At 73.5% G+C, this 24,598-nt stretch carries 19 protein-coding genes and 1 pseudogene; 9 read left to right on the forward strand and 11 right to left on the reverse strand.

Features of this window, described 5'->3' with window-relative positions:
- Window positions 1-14 precede the first annotated feature (14 nt).
- On the reverse strand, window positions 15-929 hold the full coding sequence (locus ACVW2K_RS17035) for an SMP-30/gluconolactonase/LRE family protein (RefSeq protein WP_457203330.1): 915 nt from the start codon (window positions 927-929) through the stop codon (window positions 15-17).
- Window positions 930-1,286: 357 nt separating this feature from the next.
- Here ACVW2K_RS17035 and ACVW2K_RS17040 point away from each other — a divergent pair, with 357 nt between their 5' ends.
- The gene (locus ACVW2K_RS17040) at window positions 1,287-2,447 is read left to right on the forward strand and encodes a metallophosphoesterase family protein (protein WP_457203331.1); all 1,161 of its coding nucleotides are present in this window, start codon (window positions 1,287-1,289) and stop codon (window positions 2,445-2,447) included.
- Window positions 2,448-2,496: 49 nt separating this feature from the next.
- Here the strand turns inward: ACVW2K_RS17040 and ACVW2K_RS17045 are convergent, their stop codons facing one another.
- Window positions 2,497-3,225, reverse strand: coding sequence for a sulfite exporter TauE/SafE family protein (locus ACVW2K_RS17045; protein ID WP_231496242.1), 729 nt, complete (start codon window positions 3,223-3,225; stop codon window positions 2,497-2,499).
- Window positions 3,222-3,644: an NUDIX domain-containing protein gene (locus tag ACVW2K_RS17050; RefSeq protein WP_051549344.1), complete on the reverse strand. Its 423-nt coding sequence runs from the start codon at window positions 3,642-3,644 to the stop codon at window positions 3,222-3,224. Before ACVW2K_RS17050 ends, ACVW2K_RS17045 begins: the two co-directional genes overlap by 4 nt.
- 18 nt (window positions 3,645-3,662) lie before the next feature.
- Between ACVW2K_RS17050 and ACVW2K_RS17055 the strand changes: the two genes are divergently transcribed.
- From ACVW2K_RS17055 to ACVW2K_RS17065, 3 genes and pseudogenes are all read left to right on the forward strand, one after another.
- The gene (locus ACVW2K_RS17055; RefSeq protein WP_457203332.1) at window positions 3,663-4,643 is read left to right on the forward strand and encodes a glycosyl hydrolase family 18 protein; all 981 of its coding nucleotides are present in this window, start codon (window positions 3,663-3,665) and stop codon (window positions 4,641-4,643) included.
- A 19-nt stretch (window positions 4,644-4,662) separates the two neighbouring features.
- Window positions 4,663-5,925 (forward strand): annotated as a pseudogene (locus tag ACVW2K_RS17060) (BTAD domain-containing putative transcriptional regulator); the annotation flags it as partial.
- 211 nt (window positions 5,926-6,136) lie between these two features.
- Window positions 6,137-8,035, forward strand: a complete 1,899-nt coding sequence (locus ACVW2K_RS17065; RefSeq protein WP_457203333.1) for a hypothetical protein — start codon at window positions 6,137-6,139, stop codon at window positions 8,033-8,035.
- Between the two features lie 35 nt (window positions 8,036-8,070).
- Here the strand turns inward: ACVW2K_RS17065 and ACVW2K_RS17070 are convergent, their stop codons facing one another.
- Together ACVW2K_RS17070 and ACVW2K_RS17075 are read right to left on the reverse strand one after the other, a co-directional pair.
- On the reverse strand, window positions 8,071-8,781 hold the full coding sequence (locus tag ACVW2K_RS17070; RefSeq protein ID WP_457203334.1) for a hemerythrin domain-containing protein: 711 nt from the start codon (window positions 8,779-8,781) through the stop codon (window positions 8,071-8,073).
- The gene (locus tag ACVW2K_RS17075; RefSeq protein ID WP_457203335.1) at window positions 8,778-10,916 is read right to left on the reverse strand and encodes an MMPL family transporter; all 2,139 of its coding nucleotides are present in this window, start codon (window positions 10,914-10,916) and stop codon (window positions 8,778-8,780) included. Before ACVW2K_RS17075 ends, ACVW2K_RS17070 begins: the two co-directional genes overlap by 4 nt.
- A gap of 101 nt (window positions 10,917-11,017) precedes the next feature.
- Between ACVW2K_RS17075 and ACVW2K_RS17080 the strand changes: the two genes are divergently transcribed.
- On the forward strand, window positions 11,018-11,380 hold the full coding sequence (locus ACVW2K_RS17080) for a hypothetical protein (protein ID WP_457203336.1): 363 nt from the start codon (window positions 11,018-11,020) through the stop codon (window positions 11,378-11,380).
- A gap of 7 nt (window positions 11,381-11,387) precedes the next feature.
- Here the strand turns inward: ACVW2K_RS17080 and ACVW2K_RS17085 are convergent, their stop codons facing one another.
- The 4 genes from ACVW2K_RS17085 to ACVW2K_RS17100 form a co-directional block, all read right to left on the reverse strand.
- Window positions 11,388-12,044 carry an ABC transporter ATP-binding protein gene (locus tag ACVW2K_RS17085; protein ID WP_457203337.1) on the reverse strand — a complete coding sequence of 219 codons (657 nt, stop codon included), beginning with the start codon at window positions 12,042-12,044 and terminating at the stop codon, window positions 11,388-11,390.
- On the reverse strand, window positions 12,037-12,816 hold the full coding sequence (locus ACVW2K_RS17090) for an ABC transporter ATP-binding protein (RefSeq protein WP_457203338.1): 780 nt from the start codon (window positions 12,814-12,816) through the stop codon (window positions 12,037-12,039). The genes ACVW2K_RS17085 and ACVW2K_RS17090 overlap by 8 nt, the downstream gene beginning before the upstream one ends.
- Window positions 12,817-12,899: 83 nt before the next feature.
- Window positions 12,900-16,001, reverse strand: coding sequence for an FtsX-like permease family protein (locus ACVW2K_RS17095; protein ID WP_457203339.1), 3,102 nt, complete (start codon window positions 15,999-16,001; stop codon window positions 12,900-12,902).
- Window positions 16,002-16,079: 78 nt separating this feature from the next.
- The gene (locus ACVW2K_RS17100; RefSeq protein ID WP_457203340.1) at window positions 16,080-17,126 is read right to left on the reverse strand and encodes a hypothetical protein; all 1,047 of its coding nucleotides are present in this window, start codon (window positions 17,124-17,126) and stop codon (window positions 16,080-16,082) included.
- A 48-nt stretch (window positions 17,127-17,174) separates the two neighbouring features.
- Here ACVW2K_RS17100 and ACVW2K_RS17105 point away from each other — a divergent pair, with 48 nt between their 5' ends.
- The 3 genes from ACVW2K_RS17105 to ACVW2K_RS17115 are packed head-to-tail and all read left to right on the forward strand — an operon-like array spanning window position 17,175 to window position 21,523.
- Window positions 17,175-18,215 (forward strand): P1 family peptidase, encoded by a 1,041-nt coding sequence (locus ACVW2K_RS17105; RefSeq protein ID WP_457203341.1) that lies wholly within the window; start codon window positions 17,175-17,177, stop codon window positions 18,213-18,215.
- Window positions 18,212-20,170 (forward strand): CocE/NonD family hydrolase, encoded by a 1,959-nt coding sequence (locus tag ACVW2K_RS17110; protein WP_457203342.1) that lies wholly within the window; start codon window positions 18,212-18,214, stop codon window positions 20,168-20,170. Before ACVW2K_RS17105 ends, ACVW2K_RS17110 begins: the two co-directional genes overlap by 4 nt.
- 33 nt (window positions 20,171-20,203) lie before the next feature.
- Window positions 20,204-21,523 (forward strand): FAD-dependent oxidoreductase, encoded by a 1,320-nt coding sequence (locus ACVW2K_RS17115; RefSeq protein ID WP_457203343.1) that lies wholly within the window; start codon window positions 20,204-20,206, stop codon window positions 21,521-21,523.
- A gap of 10 nt (window positions 21,524-21,533) precedes the next feature.
- On the opposite strand, the gene ACVW2K_RS17120 is transcribed toward ACVW2K_RS17115, so the two are convergent.
- On the reverse strand, window positions 21,534-21,947 hold the full coding sequence (locus tag ACVW2K_RS17120; protein WP_457203344.1) for a hypothetical protein: 414 nt from the start codon (window positions 21,945-21,947) through the stop codon (window positions 21,534-21,536).
- A gap of 94 nt (window positions 21,948-22,041) precedes the next feature.
- Between ACVW2K_RS17120 and ACVW2K_RS17125 the strand changes: the two genes are divergently transcribed.
- Entirely contained in the window at window positions 22,042-22,803 is a 762-nt protein-coding gene (locus ACVW2K_RS17125; RefSeq protein WP_457203345.1) for a class I SAM-dependent methyltransferase, read from the forward strand.
- Window positions 22,804-23,245: 442 nt separating this feature from the next.
- Here the strand turns inward: ACVW2K_RS17125 and ACVW2K_RS17130 are convergent, their stop codons facing one another.
- Window positions 23,246-24,517, reverse strand: a complete 1,272-nt coding sequence (locus tag ACVW2K_RS17130; protein WP_457203346.1) for a DUF222 domain-containing protein — start codon at window positions 24,515-24,517, stop codon at window positions 23,246-23,248.
- Between the last annotated feature and the right edge of the window lie 81 nt (window positions 24,518-24,598).

Below are 24,598 nucleotides of genomic sequence, written 5' to 3' on the forward strand. Positions count from 1 at the left end.
CTGAGTCTACGGGCTCAGAGGTCGACGACCGCGACCGCGGGCTCGTGCAGGCTGCCGAGCCAGACCCGGCCGTCGTGCTCCCGCACGCCGGTGACCATGTGGTAGTCCGTGCCGGGCAGGTCGAGGTCGTGGACGAGCGTGCCGGCGTCGTCGTACGCCTGCGCCCGGACGGTCCGCTTCGGCTTGGGCTGGAGCCGCTCGGGGATCCTCGTCACCGCGCGGCGCACGAGCCCCGGCGAGCGCTGGAGCCGCTCGACGACCGGGTCGCGGGGGCTGGCGATCGAGACCCAGACGAGCCCGTCGCTCCCCCGCGCGATGTTGTCGGGGTAGCCCGGCAGGTCGGTGACCAGGAAGTCGCGGGTGCCCGCCTTCGGCCCGGTCAGCCACCAGCGGACCACCGTGCGTGCCCCGGTCTCGGCGACGGCGACGTACGACTCGTCGGCGGCCAGCGCGACCCCGTTGGCGAACGCCAGCCCGTCGATGACCACCTCGGGCACGCCGTCCTCGCCCATCCGTGCGAGCCGGCCGGTGCGGGTGTCCTGGACGAAGTCGTCCTTCCACTGCTCGATCCCGAACTTCAGCGACGAGTCGGAGAACCAGACGGTCCCGTCGGAGGCGATGGCGGCGTTGTTGCAGAACATCATCGGCGCTCGGCCGATCCGGTCGGTCACGGCCTCGACGCCGCCGGTGCGGACGTCGACACGGAGCACGCCCCGGTGCGCGTCACAGACCAGCAGCCGGCCGTCGAGGTCGATCTCGATGCCGAGCGGGCGGCCCCCGGTGTGCGCGACCCGGTCGACCCGGCCCGCGTCCTGCGAGACCCGGAAGATGCTGCCGTCCTCGGTGCCGGTGTACACCGAACCGTCGGCGGCCACGACGACGTCCTCCGCGCCGGAGCCGGGGACAGGGATGACGGTGAGGTCGCTCATGGGGTCATCAGAGCAGCCAGCGGACCCCGGCTCAAGCAGCTGAGCTCCAGCTGTTGGCGGCGAGCGCCTGCCCGGCTGATCGCGAGGCGGGGCGAGTGTCCGGCACCTGCACGGCCCGCCATGCGATCGCCGTTATGCTCGATCGGCGGGCGGTCCGCCCGATGTTCTGACGATGGGTCTCTCAGGGTGATTTCGCGGCGACGCCTCCTGGCGTCCGGGTTGGCGGTCCCGGCCGCCTGCGTCGGGTGCGACCAGGCACGACCTTCCGGTTCGGCCACTCGCCCCGGCGGGGCACCCGTCGCGACCTTCGTCTCGACCCCCGACCTGTTCAACGGGGACGTCGGTGACCTGACGACGTTGCCGACATGGGACGGTGGTCCGAACTCGATCAACGAGTCATGGGAGCTCGCGATCGACAAGTGCCTGGGCGCGCTGGCGTCCCACGATCCGCAGGCGGTGCTCGTCGCCGGCGACCTGGTCGAGGGCCGGTGGAACCTGGACACGACGGATCGACGCCTGTTCGGCGAGGTCAGCCAGGGGACCGACGCCGACAGCCTCCGGCGGTGTCGCGAGGCCATCACCGCTGCCGGTGGCGTCTACTACGGTCACTATCGCGAGATGTTCCGCAGTCGCGGCCTCCGGCTGCTTCCGGCGGTCGGCGACCACGAGCTGATGGATGACCGGAGCGGGCCGCTCAACGACCGCTGGTCCCCCGGCGGACGGATCCTGGCAGGGCAGCACGAGGGTGAGCCGGACAACCGGTACTACCTCGTTCCACATGCAAAGGCAGTGTGGGCCGACCACTTCACGAAGACGCGCGGCGGGCACCCCCGCTTCGGGATGCGTCCGACCCGCAGCGCCGCTGAGTCGACGGCGTACGCCGTCGACATCGGACCGAAGCTGCGCGTCATCACGGTCGACGTCTTCACCCGGACGCCGGGCGGTGTACGCCTCGGCGTCTTCGGGAAGCAGCTCGAGTGGGTGCGCCGGACCGTCCGGGCCGCGAAGCGGCAGGGACGCGTGGTCGTCGTCCAGGGCCACATCCCGTTGATAGCTCCGTACCGGACGCTGGCGACGGGCAACCTGCACGCGCCCGAAGGCCGGAACTCGCCGCTGTACCGGGCGCTCGTCGATGAGGGAGCGGACTTCTACTTCTCCGGAGAGGTGCACGACACCACGGTGATCCGACCGCACGCCCGAGGTCCGGTCCAGATCAGCCACGGGTCGATCTTCAGGTATGCCTTCAACTTCCTGGTCGGTCAGGTCTTCGCGGACGGGACGACCGAGCTCGACTACTACGAGATGTCGGTCACGAAGGCGAGCCACGCGCGCACGTTGTGGTCGACCGACGAGGCGAAGTGGCAGCGCACGGAGCTCGAGTACGGCGACCCCATCCACCGCGGACGACTCCTGTACCGGTCGGGCAAGGTCCTGCAACGCACCGAGAAGCTCGGCCACTACGACCCGGCTGAGGACGACTGGAAGTACGAGGGCAACCTCCACCCCGAGCTGGTGTGACCGCCGGCCACCCGTCCTGAAGGACGACGCCGGGGTCGCCGACGGCCCATCAGAGCAGCGAGCGGACCACCAGCACCACTGCCGACGCGCCCGAGACGAGCAGCACGGCGCCACGCACCCGGTGGGTGGGGAGCAGCCGCCGCAGCGGCGCGCCGGCGACCACGCCCAGCACGATCGCGGGCAGCAGCAGGCCCGCGACCGCGACCTGGTGGCGGTGCAGCTCGCCCGAGAGCGTGAGACCGATCAGGCTGATCGCGGCGCCGACCACGAAGTACACGGCCATCGTCGTGCGGATCTGGCGCGGCGGCCGGTGCTGGTAGAGCAGCGCGAACGGCGGCCCGCCGATCGACGTCGCCGTCCCGGTGACGCCGCCGACGAACCCGGCGGCGCCGAGCGTGCCGCGGTTGACCGGGACCTCGACGGCGTGCCAGGTCAGCAGCACCGCGAGCAGCACGATCGTCCCGATGAACACACCGAGCTGGTCGGCGGAGAACGTCGCGACCACCCAGACCCCGATGCCGGTGCCGAGCACCCGGGACGGGAGTGACCAGGTGAGGCCGAACCAGTGGATGTCGCGGCGCTCCTCGACCAGCGTGATGATCGGCAGCACGAACGCCAGCGAGATCAGCACGCCCGGCATCAGCTGCGGCGCGAGCAGCGTGATCACCGGGGCCGCGACCAGCCCGATGCCGAGGCCGACCACCGCCTGCACGGTCGAGCCGAGCAGCACGGCGAGGAAGACCAGCGCGAACACGCCCGGGTCGAGGCCACCGGTCAACCGAGGAGTTCCTCACGCAGGTCGCGGTACTGCGCGGACGCGACGAACTCCGGGAGCATCCAGCGCGCGAGGTCGGTGAGGTCGAGACCGAGCATCGCGGCCGGGTCGACGAAGACGATCTGGCGCCCCTCCCCGACCACCACGTCCGTGTCGGTGAGGTCGACCCCGGCGTACCAGATCGAGAACGACGCTCCGTAGCGCCGCGGCTCCCGCCAGAGCGTCAGCGCACCGGCGGGCAGGTCGATGCCGGTCTCCTCGGCGAGCTCGCGGTACGCCGCCGTCTCGAACTCCTCGCCGGGCTCGACGTGCCCGCCGACCAGCCCCCACTTCTCCGGGGCGATGGCCGCGAGCTCGTCGCGTTCCTGGAGGAGCAGCCAGCCGCGGGGGTCGACGAGGATGACGGACGCGAACCGCTGCACACGTGTCACGCTAGCGGCATGCGCCTCGTGGCCCTGGTCCTCGCCCTGGCCCTGCTCTCCCCCGCCGCGCCGGCCGCCGCGCGGGTGCCCGACGGGCTCGAGGTGACCGGGTGGGTCCTCCTGGGCACCGGCAGCACGGTGGTCGCGCGGAACGCCGGCGGGCTGACGACCCTGAGCGTCGCCGGCGTGTCGGTCACGGCGTCCGGCGGTGGCGTCGCGCGCCCCGGACGGGACCACGAGCGCTTGCTGGCGACCGCGCACCGGCACGGGCTGGCCGCCGAGCTGCTGGTCAGCAACTACAGCAACCGGAGCGGTGACTTCGACCCGGTCCGGCTGCACCGGCTGCTCTCGAGCGACGCGCGGATCCATCGCGTCGCCGGCCGGCTGGCCGGGTTCGTCGCCGACCAGGGCTGGGACGGTGTCAACGTCGACCTGGAGCGGGTCCGGGCCGCCGACGGCGACGGGCTCGTGCGGCTCGTCGAGGAGCTGCAGGACGCGATGCCGGCCGAGCGGACCGTGTCGATCGACATCAGCGCGGCCACGTCGGTCCGGGCGTACCGCGACCGCGGCTATCGCCTGGCCGGCCTCGCCGCGGCGGCGGACGTCGTCGACGTGATGACCTACGACCTGCACGGCCCCTGGTCCGGACCCGGACCGGTCGGCGCCCTGGGCTGGCAGCGCGACGCGCTCGACGCGCTGCTCTCCGTCGTACCGGCGGGCCGGGTGCAGCTCGGGGTGGCCGGCTACGGCTACACCTGGCCGCGGCGCGGCACCGGCCACGCCGTCACCGACCGCGGTGCGCGCGCCCTGGTGCACCGGGACGGCGCCACCGCCCACTGGCGTCCGGGCCCCGGCGAGTGGACCGCGACGCTCTCGAACGGCACCCGGCTCTGGTGGTCCGACCGCAGGTCGTACGCGAGGCGCGTCGCGCTCGCCCGTGAGTACGGCGTCCGCGGCCTGGCCGTGTGGCGGATCGGTTCCGCGGACACGCTGCGCTGAGCGCCCCTATCCTTCCCGCATGCGGATCGGCGTGCTCGGCACGACCGTGGCCTCCGACTCCTCCGGCCCGGTCGGCCTCGGCGGTCCCAAGCAGCGCGCCCTGCTCGCCGTCCTCGCACTGCACCGCGGCCGCGCGGTCCCGGTCGACACCCTCGCCGACGTGGTCTGGAACGGCACGCCGCCGCCGGGCGTCTCCGGCACCATGCAGGGGTACGTCGCCGGGCTGCGCCGGGCACTCGAGCCGGACCGGACCGCGCGCGGCGGCGGCACCCTGCTGGTGACCGAGCAACCCGGCTACGCGCTGCGGCTCCCCGAGGCGGACCTGGACGCCACCGCGTTCGAGGCGGCGGTCGCGTCCGCCCACACGGCGGTCGCTCCCCTGGCCGACGCGCTCTGCCGCGGCCGGGCACTGCCTCCAGGCGCAGCGGACGCCGGCGGCCTGGACGCGCTGCACCGCGCCCTCGAGGACGCCCTCGCGCTCTGGCGCGGCGTGCCGTACGCCGACCTCGGCGACTCCCCGGCGGCCGAGGCGGAGCGCGCCCGGCTCGAGGAGCTGCGGGTGCTCGCGAGCGAGGACCAGGCCGCCCTGGGCCTGCTGCTCGGCCTGCACGCCACCGTCGCCGCCGCGCTGGACGCGCTCACCCGGGAGCACCCGCTCCGCGAGCGGGCCTGGGCGCTCCGGGCCCTCGCCCTCGCCGGGTCGGGCCGGCAGGCGGACGCCCTGGCGGTGCTCCGCCAGGTGCGCGACGTGCTCGACGAGGAGCTGGGGCTCGAGCCCGGCCCGGAGCTCCGGGCGGTGCAGACCGCGGTGCTGCGTCAGGAGACCGGGACGCCAGTCCCCGAGCCGGCGCCCGCGCCCCCGCCCGCGGCGACCGACGAGGCCGCGCCCCTGCCGTTCCCGACCTTGTGGGGCTGGTCTCTGGCCGGCCGCGACGACGAGCTCGCGGCCCTCAAGGGGCTGGTGGACAGCACCGTCGCGGGCACCGGCGGCGCGCCGGCGTTCGCCGCGCTCACGGGCGACCCCGGCATCGGCAAGAGCCGGCTGACCATCGAGGCGGCGACGTACGCCGCGGAGCAGGGCATGTCCATCGCCTGGGGCCGGTGCTCCCAGGACGACGGTGCACCGGCGCTGTGGCCGTGGGCGACGGTCCTGGAGCGGCTCGGCTCCGAGCTGCCCAGTGGTGGCGCGGACGCCGACAGCGGCGCGGCGTTCCAGGCCTGGGAGGTCGTGGTGGACCGGGTCCTGGCCGCGGCCACGGCCGGCCCGCTGATGCTCGTGATCGACGACCTGCACTGGGCGGACACTTCCAGCCTGCGGGTGCTCCGGCTGCTGACCGAGGCTGCCGGGGCCGGGGCCGCGGCTGCTGGTCGTCACCACCTGGCGCGAGCACCCGCCACCGGACGGGGCGCTCGCCGAGGTCGCCGAGGCGCTGGCTCGCAAGCACGCGCTCCGGCTCCAGCTGCGCGGCATCTCGGCGGCGGCGACCGCGCAGGTGTTCGGTCAGATCTCCGAGGCGGAGCCGACCGCGGAGGAGACCGAGGCGCTGCGGCGGCGTACCGAGGGCAACCCGTTCTTCCTCGTCGAGTACGCCCGGCTGGCCCGCGACCGCGGGGACCTCGGCGCGCTGCTGTCCGAGGCCCAGCCGCCGGCGGCCGTGCACGAGGTGCTGTCGCGCCGGCTCGCGACGCTGTCCGACGAGACCCGGGAGGTGCTGCGGTCCGCGAGCGTGATCGGCCGGATCTTCGAGCTCGGCACCCTCGCCGCCACCGCCGGCACGGACGAGGACGCCGTGCTCGACGCGCTCGACCCGGCCCTCGCCGCGGGCCTGGTGGACGAGGACGGCGTGGACCGGTTCCGGTTCACCCACGCGCTGGTCCGCGACACCGTGCTGTCCGGCCTGCCGGCGTCCCGGCGCGCACGGGTGCACGCCCGCGCGGCCGCTGCCTTCGACGGCCGGGCCGGCCACGAGGCCGAGACCGCCCGGCACTGGCTCGCCGCCGGGCCCCGCCACCTCGGCGACGCCTGGCCGGCGGCCCAGGCCGCGGCGCGGTGCGCGACCGAGGTGTTCGCGTACGTCGAGGCGCTGGAGATGCTCGAGCACGCGCTCCGCGCCCAGGACGCCGACCCCGGATCGGACGACTACGCCCGCTTCGATCTGCTCACCGACCTCGCCGACGTGCTGCGCCGGGCGGGTCGCTGGATCGAGCTGCGTGGCGTCACCCACGAGGCGGTCGAGGTGGCCGACGACCTCGGCGACCTGGAGCTGCTGATCCTCGCGGGCGTCATGACCAGCACGGGCGCGCTGTGGCAGGCGGCCGCGCACGCCGAGGTCGACCCGCTGGTGGTCGACGCCCTGCGCCGGGCGCTGGACCGGCTCCCGCCGGGTGACGACCCGCGGCGCTGCCGGACCATGCTGGCGCTGGCCGGCGAGATCTACTACGGCTCGACCCCGCAGGAGCGGGAGGCGCTCGCCGACGAAGCGGTCGCGATGGCGCACCGCATCGGCGACCCCGAGCTGACGCTCGACGCGTGCCTGAACGCCGCCATCGCCGTCTGGCGCGGCGGCACCGCACGGTGGCGCCTCGACCTCACGACCGAGGCGGTCGCCATCGCCCGCGAGCTCGGCGACGGCGTCAGCCTGGCCTCGGCGTTCACCCTTCAAGCGGTCGCCGCCGGCGAGCTCGGCGAGCTCGCGATCATGGACGACGCGATCGCCGCCGGCCGCGCCGAGGCGGACCGGCTGCGACACATCTACGCGCAGCTGGTGCTCGACTCCCTCGAGGTGTCGTGGTGCGCGATGCGCGGCCGGTTCGACGAGGTCGAGAAGCTCATCGAACACATGCGGGGCATCGGCGAGGTCGTCTCCATCACCGGGTACGCCGAGTCGGTCGCTGGGGCGCTGCTCATGCTGCTGCTGTGGCAGGGCCGCGACGAGGAGCTCGCCGCCGCGATGCTGTCGATGGAGGGCCAGACGTTCCTCCCCATCGCCACCTCGATCGTCGCCATCCAGTGCCGCACCGGCCACGTCGACGACGCCCGCACCTGGTACGACGCGCACCGCGACGACGTCACCGCGGCCATGGACAGCAACACCTGGTACTCCCCCATGGCCTGGAGCATGGGCGCCGAGACAGCCTGCTACCTGGGCGACGCCGAGCTCGCCGCGACGGCGTACCAGCTGCTCAGCGACCTCGCCGGCCGCCCCGCCTGTGCCGGCTCCGGCACCGCGATCGGCCCGATCGACATGTTCCTCGCGATGGCCGCGCACGCGACCGGTGAGGACGACCTCGCCACCAGGCACGCCGACCGCGCGCTGGAGCTCTGCGACGCCTGGGACGTGCCGCTCGCGGCGGACTGGGTCCGCCGCGAGCGAGCGACGTTCGGCTTCTGAGCGTCGGTCTGGGCGCGCACCACCCGAGCACACGCTCAGGCGAACCGGAACGTCCGGGCCTCCCGGCGCGCGAAGCCCCGACGGGTGAGCGACCAGATCACCCGGAACGTCGTGGGCACGTCGCGGAGGACGCGCTCCAGGGCCTCCCGCGGGACGCCGTACCCGACCCACGGCACCGTCCGGACGGCCTCGCGCAGGGAGGCGCCCTTGCCGATCCCTGCCTCGATCTCGGCCCAGCGCGCGGTGTCGATGAGGCGCTGGATGATCGCGATCGCCTCGGTCTCCTCGTGGGCGAGGTGCCGGCGCAGCGACTCCCGCGCGGCGCAGACCCGGACGGCGAGCGCCGCGCGGGCGTCCTCGTCGGCGCGCCGCGCGAGCCGGCGGAAGCCCGCGGCACACGACTCCAGGAGCGGGTCGATCTCGCCGTGCTCGGACTCCATGGCCTCGAGCACCGCGATGTCCTCGAGCGTCCCGAGCTGGACCAGCGCGGGCCAGATCTGGTCGTCCTCCGCCAGGTGGTGCTTGTGCAGCACGGCGGCGAAGAGCTCCCACCGGTCCGCGAGCGCCTTCCAGGTACGCCGGTCGCCCGCCGACGTGCTCCGCACGGCCCCGGCGAACGCGTCCAGGTCGCGGCGGAACGCGTGGTGCATCAGGTACATCGTCTGCATGTCGATCGGACCCTCAGGGGCCGCCGCCTGGCCCGGCAGCCTGAGCTGCCGGGGCCAGGTGGTGGGCTGGGTCGTCATCGGACGACCACCTCGGACTCGCGGGCGTCGAGCTCGGACCACAGCTCCTCGGACTCCTCAGTCTCGGCCGGCACGGTCGGGAGCAGGCGGTCCAGCCGGGCCGGCAGCCACCAGTTCCACTTCCCGAGCAGCGTCATGGTCGCGGGGACCAGGACCATCCGCACGACGGTCGCGTCGAGCACGATCGCGACGGCCATGCCGAAGCCGAGCTGCTTGACCACCGTGTCCGCTTCGGTCGAGAACCCGAGGAACACGACCACCATGATCGCGGCGGCCGAGGTGATGACCCGGCCGGTCGCGGCCAGGCCACGCTCCACGCTGCCCCGGGCGTCGCCGGTGCGCAGCCAGTCCTCGCGGATCCGCGAGAGCAGGAACACCTCGTAGTCCATCGACAGGCCGAACAGGATGGCGAAGTTGAGGATCGGGATCCAGCTCGACACCGGGACGGCGTGGTCGACGCCGAGCGCGCTGCCGCCCCAGCCCCACTGGAAGATCATCACCAAGACGCCGTACGACGCCGCGATCGACAGCAGGTTCATCACGGCGGCCTTCACCGGGACGACGACCGATCGGAACATCATCGCGAGCAGCAGCACCGAGACGCCCACCACGAAGCTCACGACCAGCCACAGCCGCGCGCCGAGCAGGTCGACGATGTCGGAGAAGAACGGCGTCTCGCCGGTGACCTCGACGCCCGCGGGCAGGTCCGCGCGGACCGCCGCGACGAGGCCGGGGATGCGCTCGTCGGCCGGGCCGAACGCCGGCTCCGCATCGAAGACGCTGATCGCGCCGTCGGGCGTGGTGACCGGCCGGGTGACGCCGACGATGCCGGGCACGTCCGCCACCGTGGCGGCGACGGCCGCCGGGTCGGCCTGCGCCGTGTCGACGACGATCGTGAACGGCCCGTTCGCGCCGGCGCCGTACTCGGCGTCGATCAGGTCGTAGGCCTTGCGGGTCGAGGTGTCGGGACCGGCGCTGCTGCCGTCCTGCGGCCAGGTGCGCATCCCGAGGACCGGGGCGGCGAGCAGGAGGAGCAGCATCAGCGCGGCGAGCGCGGCGACCACGGGACGCCTGACCACACGGCGCGCCCAGCGGGCGGTGAGCGGCATCCTCTCGGCACGGGTCCGCCCCTTGCGGGTACGCCGCGGGAGCAGCCGGTGGCCGGCCAGCCCGCAGAGCGCCGGCACGAGGGTCACGGCGGCGGCCAGCACGGAGACGACGGTGATCGCGGTGGCGTAGCCGAACGTCGCGTAGACCGGGAGGCCACCGAGCTTGAGGCCCATCAGGGAGATCAGCACGGTGACCGAGGCGAAGACGACCGAGCGGCCGGCGGTGGCCATCGCGCGGCCGGCGGCCTCGTGCTTGTGCAGGCCCTCGCCGAGGAACTCGACGTGCCGGGTCACCAGCAGCAGGGCGTAGTCGATGCCGACGCCCAGGCCGACCATCGTGGCGACCGTCGGGGCGGCGGTGCTGACGTCCGTGGTGGCCGCGAGCAGGGCGACGCCGGACGAGCCCACGCCGAGGCCGAGCAGAGCCACCGCGAGCGGAAGGCCGGCGGCCACGACCGACCCGAACGCGACGACGAGGATCACCAGCGCCGCGATCACGCCGACGAGCTCGCCGGTGCCCTTCATGGTGGACTCGCTCTGGCTCGGCAGCTCACCGCCGAGCTCGGCCTGGACGCCGGCGTCGCGCAACGGCGCGATCGCGTCCTCGAGCGGGTCGTAGCCGTTCGCGCCGACCAGGTCGGCGTCCGTCGTCGGGACGTCGTACGTCAGCGTGACGAGGGCGGTGTCGCCGTCCTCGGACATCCGCGGGGTCGACACGTAGGAGACGTGGTCGACGCCGCGGAGGCGCTGGACGAGCGCGTCCAGGTCGCCCGCGTCGAGGCTGCCGCCCGACCGGTCGTGCACGACGACCTGTGCGGTGGCACCGCCCCCGTCGGGGACGTGCGCGCGGAGCTGCTCGACGCCGGTCTGGGCGCGGGCGCCCTCGACGTTGTAGTCGTCGTGGAAGGCGCCCCCGAAGGCCCCCGCAGCGACGAACGCGACGACCACGGCGGCGATCCAGGCGGAGATCGTCCGCCACGGGTGCGCCGCGGTGCTCCGACCGAGGCGGTAGAGGATGCGGTTCACGGTGCTGCTCCCTGCTCAGAGGTGATGGTGATCGGTGGGAGCACTCTGCGCGGGGGGACTTGGGGCCGACTGGGAACCGGCTTGAAGTAGATTCAGCGCTGATGAGCCACTCCGAGACCCTCCTGCTCGCCGCGACCGTCGGCGGCTTCCTCCTGCTCGGCCTCACGGTCGGGGCGTTCGTGATCTCCGGGCCGCGGCTCGGGGTGCTGCTCCTGGTCCTCTCCGGCGTGGCGTTCGTCGCCGCGCTGGTGCTGATGGGCCGGGTGAGCAGCCAGTGGGAGGTGGAGAAGCGCCAGGCGGTGCTCGCCAAGTACGACGTGAAGGTGCAGGCCTGGGGCGCCCCGCTCGGCAGCGCGACGCAGTGGAAGGTCGACGGCAAGAACACCGAGTGCGTGGTCATCCTGACCGGCGCCGACGCTCCCGTGATGACGTGCGACGGCCAGGAGATGCCGCTCCGGGGCTGACTCCGGGCTAGACCGGCGTCCGCGCCCAGGTCGCGACGCCCTCGTCGAGGTGCAGCTCCGCGTCGGTCTGCTCGGCCGCCTCCGGGTCGTGGGTGGCCATCACCACGATCGCGCCGCGGTCCGCCTCGGCGCGCAGGGCGGCCACGGCGCGCTCCCGGTTCGCGGCGTCCAGGTCGCTCGTCGGCTCGTCGGCGAGCAGGACGGTGGCGTGCGCCGCGAACGCCCGCGCCAGCGCCACCCGCTGCTGCTGGCCGCCCGAGAGCTCCTCGATCAGGTGGTTGCCGGACTCCTCGAGGCCGACCAGCGTCAGCGCCTCGCCGGTACGCCGGTACGCCTCGTCGGCCGCGACCCCGCTCGACAGCAGCGGCACCAGCACGTTCTCCGCCGCGGTCAGCGAGGAGGCCAGCCCGTTGCCCTGCGGCACCAGCGCGACCCCGCGCGCGGCCGCCTGCTCGCGGTTCCCCAGCGGCTCGTCGGCGAGCAGCACCCGCCCCGCGGCCGGCCGCAGCGCGCCCGCGAGCGCCCACAGCAGCGACGACTTACCTGCGCCGGAGGGCCCGGTGACCGAGATCAGCTGGCCCGGGTGCACGACGAGGTCGACGTCCCGGACCGCCACCAGGTCGGCGTACTCCACCCGGACGGCCTCGGCGCGCAGCTCATCCATGGTGGTGGCCCTCCTCGGTGAGCAGGACGAAGTCGCCGTCCTCGTTGCGGTGGAACCGGACCAGCGTGCCCGGGGCGAGCTCCTCGCGGATGTGCAGCGGCAACGGCAGGAAGCCGTCCGGCGTGATCACGGCGTACTCCTCGCCGCTGCGCCCCTCGCCGCCGACCCGGCCGTCGCGGATCGTGATCGTGCGCGGGAGGTACGCCGCCACGTCGGGGTCGTGCGTGACGAGCACGACCGTGGTGCCGAGCTCGCGGTTCACGACCGACATCCGCTCCAGCACCCGGTCCCGGGCGGGATGGTCGAGCTGGCTGGTCGGCTCGTCGGCGAGCAGCAGCCCGGGCCGCGGGGCCATGGCGACGGCGAGCGCCGCCAGCTGGAGGTGCCCCGGCGTCAGCGAGGCGAGCGGCTCGTGGGCGTCGTCGGCCAGCCCGACCTGGTCCAGGACCTCGTCCGGCTCCGGGACGTCCTTGCCGGCCCGGCGGGCCGCACCCTGGGCGAACCGGACGTTCTCGTACGGCGTGTAGTACGGCAGCAGGTTGCGGTGCGCGCCCTGGAGCATCAACGACACGTCCTGGGCGCGCATCCCGTCCAGCTGCCGGTCCGACGCCGCCGACAGCTCCAGGCCCCCGACGAAGATCTTGCCGGCGCTGGGCCGGAACACCCCGGCGAGGAGGTTCAGCAGCGTCGACTTGCCGGCACCCGACGGTCCGAGCAGGCCGACCATGCCGCCCGCCGGCACGTCCAGGTCGACACCCGACAGCGCCGCCACCTCGTGCCCCTCGGACCGGTAGATGTGGACAAGTCTGGAAGTACTCACTCGCATGCCCGTGGTGGTTACGGCAGAGGTCACAGTCACAGAGCGCCCTCCCTCAGGATTCGGAGCTCCGAGCGCCGCGCCATCGCGCGGCCGATCAGCACGGCACCCAGGCCGAGCACGACCAGCGCGGCCAGCGCCGCCACCAGCACCGCGCCCCACGCGACGTCGAGGTCCAGCGTCGAGACCAGCGGGTCCTCCGCGAACAGCGGCACGATCGGCAGCGCGAGCTGGGCGCCGTACAGCCCCACGGCGGTGCCGGCGACCACGCCGATCACGACCGCGGGCAGCTGGGCGACCACCGACATCCGGTCGATCGAGCGGCGGGGTACGCCGGCCATCCGCAGCGCCGCGAGGTCGCGGGTGCGGAACCGCCAGCTGCTCACCGCGCTCACGACGAGCACGAGCAGCGCGATCAGCAGCGCGGCGGCGCCGATCAAGGCCGCCAGCTGGAGGCTCCAGGCGGCAGCGGACTCGTCGTACGACTCGCGGACGTCGGAGAGCTTGCGGATCGCGGCCATCCGGACGTGGTGGTCGGCGAGCGCGTCGCGGACCTCGGCGAGGAGGGCCGGGTCCTCGTTCGCGAGCCAGACCGAGACCCGGTCGGTCGGCGCCACCTCGGTGCCGCGCTCGGCCAGGTCGAGGTTGACGACCGAGGTCTGCGGCCCCGCCGCGGGCACCCGCTCGATGGTGCCCGCGCGTGCTGCGGGCTGGTCCTCGCCGTCGAGCCCGCTGAGGGTGAACCGGTTCTCGGCGCTGCCCGGGGGCAACGAGCCCGCGACCAGCGCCGGCAGCTGGCCGGGGACCCACGCCTGCGACATGCTCAGCTGGGACGCACCCCGGCCGTCCACCCGCAGGACGAAGTCGTCGGGGCTGCTGCCCTCGTCCGCCTGGATGCTGCCCTCGCTGGCGTCCTGGAAGCCGTTCCACTGACCCGATGGCCCGAGGGGGATCGAGTCGTCGCCGGTGGTCAGGGCGCCGACCGTTGCGTGGCCACTCATCGTGGCGCCGGGCAGGGTGCCGAGCCAGATGCCGGTCAGGTTGCACCCGGCGCTGCAGCTGACGTCGCTGCTCAGGTGCACGGTCTTCGCGGGCTTCGGGATGTCGCCGAGCGCGACGTGCAGCGTCTCACCGGTGTCGACGACCTCCAGGTCGACGCCGAAGGTGATCGGCTGCGGGTCGCCGCCGACCCGCTGGGACCGCAGGGAGCTGCCGGTCAGCGTCAGGTCCACGTGCTCGCCGGTGAGTGCGATCGGCGCGGTGCCCGGCGCGCGCAACCGCTTCCACACCTCGTCCGACGGGCCCCCGCCCGGGAACAGCGCGATCCGCCGGAACTGGTCCGGGATCACCGCCACGGTCACCCGTGCGGTGTTGTTCGCGGGGACGGTGCGGACGACCGGGGTGGCGAGCGTGCCGTCGGGGTCGACGTCGGCGAGCGCTGCGCGGACCGCGAGCACGTCGACGCCGGTCACCTCGGCGACGACCGGAGCGCCGGCCTGCTGCTCGGCCGCGGACGCGCGGTTGCGGTCGCCGACCAGCAGCGCGTCGGCGGAGAAGACCGACAGGGCCGTCGCCAGGGTCACGATCGCGACGATCCGGCGGGTCGCGGGACTGCGGGCCGCGTCGACCACGCTCACGCCCGCCCGCACCCGGCCGCCCCGGAGCAGGCGACCGCCGACGAGTGCGGCGGTCGGGGTGGTCAGGTGCGCGAGCACCAGCCCGACCACGATGGCCAGCAGGCCGGGCGCTGCGAGGGCGATCGGGCCGTCGAGGCCCCCGGTCGCGAAGACGACGACCACGCCGCCGCAGCCGGCGATCACCAGCGCGTCGGCGACGCCCAGGCTCCAGCCGGTACGCCGGGGAGGGACCCGGCGCAGCAGCGTGACGACCGGCTCGCGGGAGACCCGCACGACCGCTAGGACCGTGACCAGCGTGAGCACGCCGACCGCGATCAGGACGGCGTACAGCAGGGGTGTGCGGAGCTCGAACGGCGCATCGCCGGGCAGCACGGCCGTACGGGCGAACCAGGTGCCGAGCAGGGCGAGCAGCACGCCGGGGACCACTCCGGCCAGCGCCACCGGCAGCAGCTCGCCGGCCAGGAGCCTGCGGGCACCGCGACGTCCGCGGCCACGCAGGCGGGCCAGTGCCACCTCCGGACGTCGTTGCTCCGTGACGGCGAGCAGCACCAGCCAGAGGACGACGACCGCGAGCAGGCCGAGCTGGGCCATCAGCAGGGGGACGGTGACCCGGGACTGGTCGGTCTGGTCGCGCACGTTCTGGGCCAGGTCGGACACGCCCGACAGGTAGGTGACCGTGGCGCCCGAGATCGCGCTCGGGTGCTTCTCGAGCTCGTCGACCGCGGTCCCGATGGTGAGCAGGTCGTCGACGCCGACGGCTTCCCGGTCCAGCGGGAGGGCGACGGTCGACGTCTCCTGCGGGAACGTCGGGAGCCTGCGGGACTCGAACGTCTTCTGTGACGTGAGCCAGACGTCGGCCTGGAGGTGGTTCGGCGGCAGCGGGTCCGTCGTACCCGAGCGACCGGTGAGCAGCAGTCCGAACCAGTAGTCGCTCGGCACCTGGCGGTAGACACCGGTGACGGTCAGGTGGACGTTCGTCGGCGTTGCGTGCCCGCCGCCCTCGGCGTTCCTGGGGATGCCGGCGACCGTGAACGTGGTGCCCGTCGTGAACCCGAAGTTGTCGACGTCGGCCTCGCTGACGACGATCTCGCCGGGTCGGGAGGGACACACGCCGTCGACGAGCTCGAGGTGCTCGCACTCGCCGTCGCGCCAGACCAGGTTCGAGCCCGGGTCGGCGGGCCCGGCCGGGTTCTTCGTGACCGCGGCGGTGTAGCCGGCGATCGGGTCGCGGTAGTGGACACGCAGATCGGGCGGGATCTTCGAGAGCACCACGTCCGGGGGCGGCGGCGGAGCCTGCTCGTGGAAGCCGAAGCCGCCCTGCTGGGTGTAGGCGGCGGACGCCTGGAGACCGCTCAGCGCCGGCGGGGTCTGGTCGATGACGATGTCGGAGAGCGCTTGGCGCATCGCGCGGTCGTACAGCGGGGCGAACGCGGCGCAGGCCGTGATCAGGGCAGCGAGCAACCCGATCACGGCGGCCTGGAACGGCCGGTACCTGAATCTCATCGAACCCTTTCCCCCGTGCACGCACCCTACCCAGTACGTACCGGACACCGTCCCAGGTCGGGTCCGGGTGCGTGTCGATCAGCCGGCGTGGCCGTCGAGGTACGCCGCGACCAGCCCGCCCATGCTCGTGAGGTCGTAGCCGCCCTCCTGGACCAGCACGCTGGGCACGCCGAGCGCCCCGAGCAGCCGCCCGGCGGCGCGGAAGCCGTCCGCGGTGACCTGGAGAGGGCTCTCGGGGTCGTCACCGGCGGCGTCGACCCCGAGCGAGACGACCAGCGCGTCGCAGTCGGACGCCCAGTCCGCGAGCTCGCCGACGGACCCGACCCAGCGGTCGTCACCGGTGCCCTCGGGCAGCGGGAGGTTGCGCGTCGTACCCGCTCCCGCGCCCGCGCCGGTCTCGGTCGCGTGGCCGAACACGTGCGGGAACCAGCCCGCGGCGGGGTCGACGTGCAGCGAGCCGTACCGGACGTCGGGACGCTCCCAGAACACCGCCTGCGTGCCGTTGCCGTGGTGCGCGTCGAGGTCGACGACTGCGACCCGCTCGTGGCCGGCGGCGCGCAGCGCCTCGGCGGCGACCGCCGCGTTGTTGAGGTAGCACGAGCCGCCGTACCCGCGCGGCGTGACGTGGTGGCCGGGCGGACGGCAGAGCGCGTACGCCGCCCGCTCCCCCGCGGTCACGAGGTCGACCGCGGTGAGCGCCACGTCGACGGCCGCGCGGGCGGCCTCCCAGGTGCCGGGTCCGACCAGCGTCATCGTGTCGTAGCAGTACACGCCGGCCCTGCCGTGCAGCGCCGCCGGCGGTGTCGGGGGCATGCCGGCGAGCAGCGCGTCGGTCGGGAAGAAGTACGGCACGACGCGGTCCTGGCCGACCAGCTCGTCGTACGGACCGCGGGCCCAGTCGTCGGCGGCGGTCGCGAGGAACTCCAGCAGCGCCTCGTCGTGGACGGCGGTCAGGAGCCGGTCGTCGTGCGGGGTCGCCTCGTGCAGCGGGTGCGCCTCCAGGGCGGCGAGGATGACGTCGACGCGCTCGGGCAGCTCGGTGCCGGGCGTCGGCACGCCGACCCAGACCTCGTGCTCCGGCACGTGCTTCCTGGTCGCCGGCGACCAGACCACGGGGATGCCCACGGCGTCAGCATCCCACCCGTTCGCGCGGGGCTCCGGCAGGATGTCGGCATGCCGCGCGCACGGGAGCTGGGGATCCGGGTCGGCGTGCTGCCCACCGGCCCGACGAACTCGGTCCTCGACGTCGCCGGCGTCGGGCTCGGGCACGCGACGGTGTGGCGCGACGACCCGGTGGTCGCGCGCACCGGCGTCAGCTGCCTGCTGCTCGCCGAGGACGCGTACCGGCGGCCGGTCCCCGCCGGCGGCGCGGTGCTGAACGGCGCGGGCGAGTGCACGGGGTTCATCACCGCCGCCGAGTGGGCGGCCGCGGAGACGCCGGTCTACCTGACCTCGACCATGCAGCTCGGCCGCGTGTACGACGCCGCGTGCCAGATCGAGCTGGACCGCGACCGCGGTGTCGCGGACGACGTGGTCATCCCGGTCGTCGGCGAGTGCGACGACTCGTTCCTCAACGACTGCCGCCGGATGCACGTGACCTCCTCCGACGTCGTCGCCGCGCACGACGCGGCGCTGGCCTCGCGCGGCTCGTCGCCCGCTCCGGACGAGGGCGCGGTCGGTGCCGGGACCGGCATGACGTGCCTCGGCTTCAAGGGCGGCATCGGCACGTCGTCGCGGGTCGTGGGCGGCCACACCGTGGCCGTGCTGCTGCTGACGAACTTCGGCGCGCGTGAGGACCTGGTGGTGACCGGCGTACCCGTGGGCCGGCGGCTGCCGCCGGCGCCGTCCGCGCCCGCCCGGCCGGCGGGTTCCTGCATCGGGCTCGTGGTGACCGATGCGCCGGTCGACGGCGCCGCGTGCGCCCGGCTGGCCCGCCGGGTCGGGCTCGGGCTGGCCCGCGCCGGGTCGGTGGCGCACCACGGCAGCGGCGAGATCTTCCTGGGTCTCGGCCTCGGGCTGCGGATGGACCGCGAGCAGGCGCTGGACGGTACGCCACTCGGCGGCCGCGCCCTCGACCCGCTGTTCGCCGCGGTCGTCGAGGCCGCCGAGGAGGCCGTCCTGAACTCGATGTTCACCGCGCCCACCACGGTCGGCCGCGACGGCAACACCAGCGAGTCGCTGCACTCCCCCGACGTCCTGGCGATGCTCGCATGACCGCGTCGTCCCGGGAGGTCCGGATCCGGGTGCGGGACGGCGTCGAGCTCGCGGCGACGCTCTACCTGCCCGACCCGGCCACCGGCCCGCAGCCGTGCCTGCTCGAGGCGCTGCCGTACCGCAAGGACGACCTGACCTCGTCGTACGCCGCCGGCTACGAGGACCTCCGCGACCGGTTCGGGTTCGCGCTCTGCCGGGTCGACGTCCGCGGCACCGGGTCGTCGTCGGGAGACGCGACCGACGAGTACCCGCCCGAGGAGCAGGCGGACCTGGCCGAGGTGATCGCCTGGCTCGCGGCACAGGACTGGTGCAACGGGCGAGTCGGCATGTTCGGCACGTCGTACTCCGGCTTCAACTCACTGCAGCTCGCCTGCGAGCGGCCGCCGGCGCTGGGTGCGGTGTTCGCGATCTACAGCAGCGACGACCGGTGGACCGACGACGTGCACTGGCGCGGCGGCGCCCTGAAGCTGGTCGACCTCGTCGACTACAACCACTACATGACGCCGATGTGCGTGCTGCCACCCGTGCCCGCCGTGTGGGGCGACGGGTGGCGGGACGAGTGGTCGCGGCGGCTCGCGACCAACGAGCCGTGGGTGCTGACCTGGCTTCGGGAGAACGTGCACGGCGACTACTGGCGCGGCGGGTCGGTGCGCCTCGGCGCCGCCGGCGACGGCTACGACCGGATCCACGTCCCCACGATGCTGGTCGCCGGCTGGGCGGACGGCTACCGGAACAACTCCTTCCGCACCGTCGCCGCGCTCGCTGCCTCCGGCGTGCCGCACCGCCTGCTCGCGGGGCCGTGGGCCCACGCCGACCCGAAGGTCGCGATGCCCGGGCCCCGGATCGACCTGGACGTCGAGATGGCGGCCTGGTTCGACCGCTGGCTGCGCGGCTCCACCTCCGACTCCACCTCCGGCTTCACATCCGGCTGCGACGTGTTCGTCCGCACGTCGACCGGGCCCGAGCCCGACCTGGACCTGCACGAGGGCTACTGGCTCTCGCTGCCGTCGGTCCCGCCGACGCGGCCGTGGTCGGTGTCGCTGCCCGGCCCGTCCGTGCTGACCGTCGTACCCGACACGGGGACCGCCGCCTGGATCGACTGTGCCGGCCACCTGCCCTGGGGCCAGTCCGGCGACCAGCGCCTCGACGACGCCCGGTCACTGACCTGGGACACCGCACCCCCGCACGACCCCGTGGTCGGCCAGCCCCGCGCGGTGCTCCGGATCAGCGTCGACCAGCCCGTCGCCTCGCTCTCGGTCAAGCTCTGCGACGTCTTCCCCGACGGCACCTCCGCCCTGGTCACCCGCGGCACCCTCGACCTGGCCTTCCGCGACGGGGTGCACGGCCGGCCGGCGTCGCTCGTGCCCGGCCAGGAGTACGACGTCGAGCTCGACCTGGACGCCTGCGCCTTCCAGTGGTCCCCCGGCAACCGCCTCCGCGTCAGCGTCGCCGGCTCGGACTGGCCGAACACCATCGCACCGCCCGCCCCCGTCACGCTGACCGTCCATGCCGGCTCGGTCTCCCTGCCGCTGCTGGCGGGCTCCTTCCCGGTGCCCACGTTCACGCCGGGTGCCGAGCACTCGTCGGAGTCGATGCACGGCGTCGGATGGTCGATCGAGGACGACGTCCTGCGCCGGACCACCACCGCCCGGACGCACACCGTCGCCGACTACGACACGCCGTACGACGGCTGGGCCCGCGAGGACTACCGCGGCGAGGTGACCGTGGACCGGCGTACCTGGGAGCAGACCGCCCACGCGGTCACGACGTACGACCTGACGTGGCCGGGCGTTGCCGTGCAGGTGGTGTCCACGATGGATGTCGCGGTCACCGGGGCCGGCTACGGCGTGGAGATCGAGACCGTTGCCACGCTGGACGGGGACGAGGTCTCGCGGCGGACCTGGCGGGAGTCGATCCCGAGAGCGGCGGCGCGCACTCGGTCCGAATCGCGTTGACACCCCGCGGCGCGAGGCGGACCGTGGTTCGACATGAAGGTCCTGGTCCTCGGCTCCGGGCCGACCGGAATGCTGGTCGGCGCGGCGCTGGCGGAGCGCGGGCACGACGTCACCTCGGTCGACCGCGACCCCGGTCCGTCCGCGGACGGCACCTGGCGGCGCCGCGGAGTCATGCAGTTCGAGCATGCCCACGGGTTCCGGCCGCAGGTGGCCGACGTGCTGCAGCGACGGTGGCCTGCGGCGTACGACGCGTGGACGGGCGTCGGCGCCGAGCCGATGGTCGTCGAGGTCCCGGGTGCGGGCACCCGGACCATCGGCAACCGCTCGCGTCGTTCAGTCCTGGAGCGAGCCCTTCGCAGCACCGCCTCGGACACGCCCGGGCTGACGCTTCGCACCGGACACGTCGACGGGCTGCTCTCCGACGGCGGGCGGGTCACGGGTGCCGTGGTCGACAAGGTCCCACTGACAGCGGACCTCGTGGTTGATGCGTCGGGTCGCTCGAGCCGGATCGATCGGACGACCGATCCGGAGCTGGAGGGCCTGTGCGGGCTGACCTACGTCGACCGCACCTACCAGCTGCTGCCCGGAGCCGAACCGGGTCCCATGGACAATCCGCTCGGCAGCTTCAACAGCTACGACGGCTACCAGGTCCTGGTGTTCCTGCACGAGGCCGGACACTTCTCCGTGCTCTTCGTCTGCCCGACCGCGGACGACGCGTTGAAGCCGCTTCGGCTCGACGCCGTGTTCGACGAGGCCTGCCGCGCCGTTCCCGCGCTCGCCGTCTGGACCGACCCCGACCGAGCGAGGCCGACCAGCCCGGTGATGGTGGGCGGCGCCCTGCGCAACGTCTACCGATCGCAGCGCCGGCTCGCCGGGCTGGTCTCGGTCGGCGATGCCGTGGCAACGACGACCCCCACCCGCGGACGCGGGGTTGCGATGGCGTTCTCGCAGGTCGACGCCCTCCTGGAGCTGTTGGACGACGGCGCCGATCCCGGCTCCCTCGTCCACCCGTTCGGCGCGTGGTGCGACGAGTTCGTCCGGCCCTGGGTCGAGGACCACATCGCCATCGACACCGATGCAGTGGCGCGCTGGCAAGGTGCGGCGCTCGACCTGACCGGCCCGTTGACGACCGAGCGCATCTGCGAGGCGGCCCAGGCCGACCCCCGGATCAACGAGTACGCCGAACCCTACTGGGCCATGACCGCACTCCCGACCTGTCTCCAACCGGCCGAGCCGCTGGCTCGAGCTGTCTACGAATCGGGTTGGCGGCCGTCGTACGCCCCCGGGCCCAGCCGGGACCAGCTCGTCACCGTGATCCACGGGGCTGCCTCCACCGCTGATGGAGGGGCTTGAACGGGTGCTGCTATCCGTGCAGCGACGGCGCGTACGACAACCCGACCACGGTGCCTTCGGGCGAGATCAGACGGGCGACTGTCTGACCCCACGGCTCCTCACGTGCGTCGTGCAGCAGCTCGTATCCACTCGCTCGGAGCTCATCAGCACCCGCGGCGACTGCGTCGGCGTTCGCCACCTCGAACTCCACGCTCACCTGTGGCACCGCTACGTCATCGGGCCATGAGCTCTGGCCGAAGCACGCCTGGGCGGCCTGTTCGAGCGGCCACACCCCGAAGTGCTGGCAACCGCCGATCTCCTCGCTGGCGAAGTACTCGCCGTCGAGCTGCTTGAGCGGCAGACCGAGCGCGTCCATGTACAGCCGTCGGCTCTCCGACGGTGTGGGCGTGATGACGGCGACACTGGCGATGAACTCGATCTTCATGAGACACCTCCTGGGCCTTCGGCTCCGGACACGAGCCTAGCTCTCACGACCCTCGGGCGGGACGTCCTCGACTGCCGAGGGCCAGACTGGAGGTGTGCCGCTGGAGGACCTGCACCCGGAGCGCGACCGAGCACTGTCGTTCGGGGTGGACGCGTCCGCGTACGACCGGTCGCGGTCCGGCTACCCCGCGGCCCTCCTCGACGACCTCGTCGTCGTCCCGGTGATCGCGGGGCTCGACGTGGGGTGTGGCACCGGGAAGGTGGCCGTCGAGCTCGCGCGCAGACGAGTACCGGTCCTCGGCGTCGACCCCGACCCCCGCATGGCGGCGGTCGCCCGACAGCACGGCATCACGGTCGAGATCGGCCGGTTCGAGGACTGGGACGACGCGGGACGCCGATTCGACCTCATCACGTGCGGACACGCCTGGCACTGGATCGGTCCCGTCGCTGGCTTGGAGAAGGCTGCACGGCTGCTCGAGCCCGGCGGCCGGCTGGCGAGGTTCTGGAACTACCACGTGGTCCCCGCGGACCTGCTCACCGAGTTCCGGGCGATCTACGCCGACCTCGCTCCGGCCGCCACGGTGATCGGTGGCGCCCCCGGCGGGGTCCCCGACGCTCCCGATCCGTTCACCAGCCACCCCGCCTTCACCGCGTCCGCGCCACGCACGTACCGCTGGCAGCGCCGCCTGACCGGTGCCCAGTGGGCCGACCTCGTCGCGACCTTCGGTGATCACCGCCGACTCCGACCGGAGATCCTCCATCGCCTCAGGTCAGCGTTGCGGGAGTCGATCGAACGCCACGGCGGGATCGTGGACGTCGAAGGAGGCACCTACGTCCTTCGGGCCCGTCGCCAGTGAACTTCCCGCTCGTCGGTGGTGGCGAGTGGGGTTGCACGTCGGACGCACGCAGCCGATGAGCGGAGCTTGGCGCCTTTCACCCGGACCATCCGACCCCCGCGACTTAGTCAGTGCCAAGACACTGCAGTACGTCCTCATCTGAGGGTGGTGGCACGGTCGAGCTGTCCATCGGTTGGTGCGAGGCGACCCGTTGACACGCGGTGAGTCGATGAGCCGCCTGGTAGCCCGCGCAGACGTATCCCGCGGCGGCAGCCACCAAGAGGGTCAGCGCCATGGCCAGGACAGGGCCCCAGTGAGGCAACGGGCCGAGCGAGCGTCTCGGTTGGACGGTCATAATGCGGCCGTTACGCCTAATCCCCGGTGACCGATGCCTCGGAACATTCCACAGCGCTCCTTCTGTTGCCTCGCCGATGTTGAGTAGGGCGCGCACAAAGCATCCGGATCAAGCCGCATTTCGCGCGGCTCGCGGCGTTGGGGTGTTGGCGGGCGGGACCGCGCCCGTCGGCCGGTCTGTGGTGGTGCTTCGTCGGGCAGGTCGGCCTAGGTTCGTCGGTGGAACCTGGTGTGGTGTTTCGGGCAGAGGAGCCTGCCGTGCTCGACGTCGGTGGGTCCGCCTCGGCTCCACGGGATGTCGTGGTGGACGTGGCACATCGCGGGTGGCCAATCGCAGCCGGGTTCGGTGCAGTGCTGGTCGCGGATCCCGATCGCGGTTCGTTGGGCCTTGGTGTGGAAGCGGCGGGTGCGGCCGAGGTCGAGGACCTCGGAGTTGCCGCCGAGCACGGCGGGGATCAGGCCGGCCTCGCAGGCCAGCCGGCGGGCGGTGGCGGCGGTGATCTTCTCCCCCGGTGTCCAGGAGCGCGGCCTGCTCGAGGCGGCCTTCGAGGGTCTCGAGGGTCATGGTGACCACGATGGTGGCGGAGACTCCGCCGGTCTGGGGGAGCTGGTGGGCGGGGTAGCGCTCGATGAGCTCGCAGAACGCGCGGCCCAGGCGTTCCCGGCCGGGCCGGGGCACCACCCCGGCGCCGGGGGCTGCGGGGCCGTCGGTGGCGGTGCGGTGCTTGGGGGCGGCGATCGCGAGCAGCATCTTCTTCAGCGCGGCACCGTGGAAGGACGGGACCGTGAACTTCCCGTGGCACTTGCCGTGCCCGTCATCGACCATCGTGAACGTGGTAGCCAGCAGCGCGTCGGCCTCTTCGCGGGCGAGCTGCTTCGCTTCGTACTCGTCCGCCAGGTCGGGGGCGACCACGTCCATCAGCCGCTTGCCCAGGATCCGCAGGGTGGGGGCGGTGTGCTCGCGGCCGGCGGCGACCAGGTGCCGCTCGGCCCGGTCCACCAGGGCGGTGTCGAGGTCGCCGGGGAGCTGGTCGAGCGCGGTGACGATCACCCGGGCCTGCTCGACCACCAGGTCACCGGCCGCGAGCGCGTCGCGGACATGGCCGCGGGTGACGAGGGCCTGGCCGAGCTTCACCTGGCCGAGCACCGCGGGCTTGGTCTGCCGGGTCCGGTGCGCCCACGCGTCGACCTGTTCGTCGTCGGCGTGCTCGGCGACCCGCGCCTCGAGCTCGGCGACCTGCGCCTTCAGCCGGGTGAGCGAGACGAGGGTCGCGGTGGTCTCCACAGCGTCCATGGACCGCACCGAGGCGTCCGCGACCGCATCGATCTCGGCGTGGGCGTGGGCGACGGCCACCGAGACTCGGTGCCGGGGTGTGGCCATCGCTGTCATGGTCCTACTCAAGCACCGGCCACCGACACCGAGAGGCCCAGAACCCCTTGCTCCACAGGGTCCTGGGTAACG

Source organism: Nocardioides sp. HB32, from assembly GCF_054058995.1.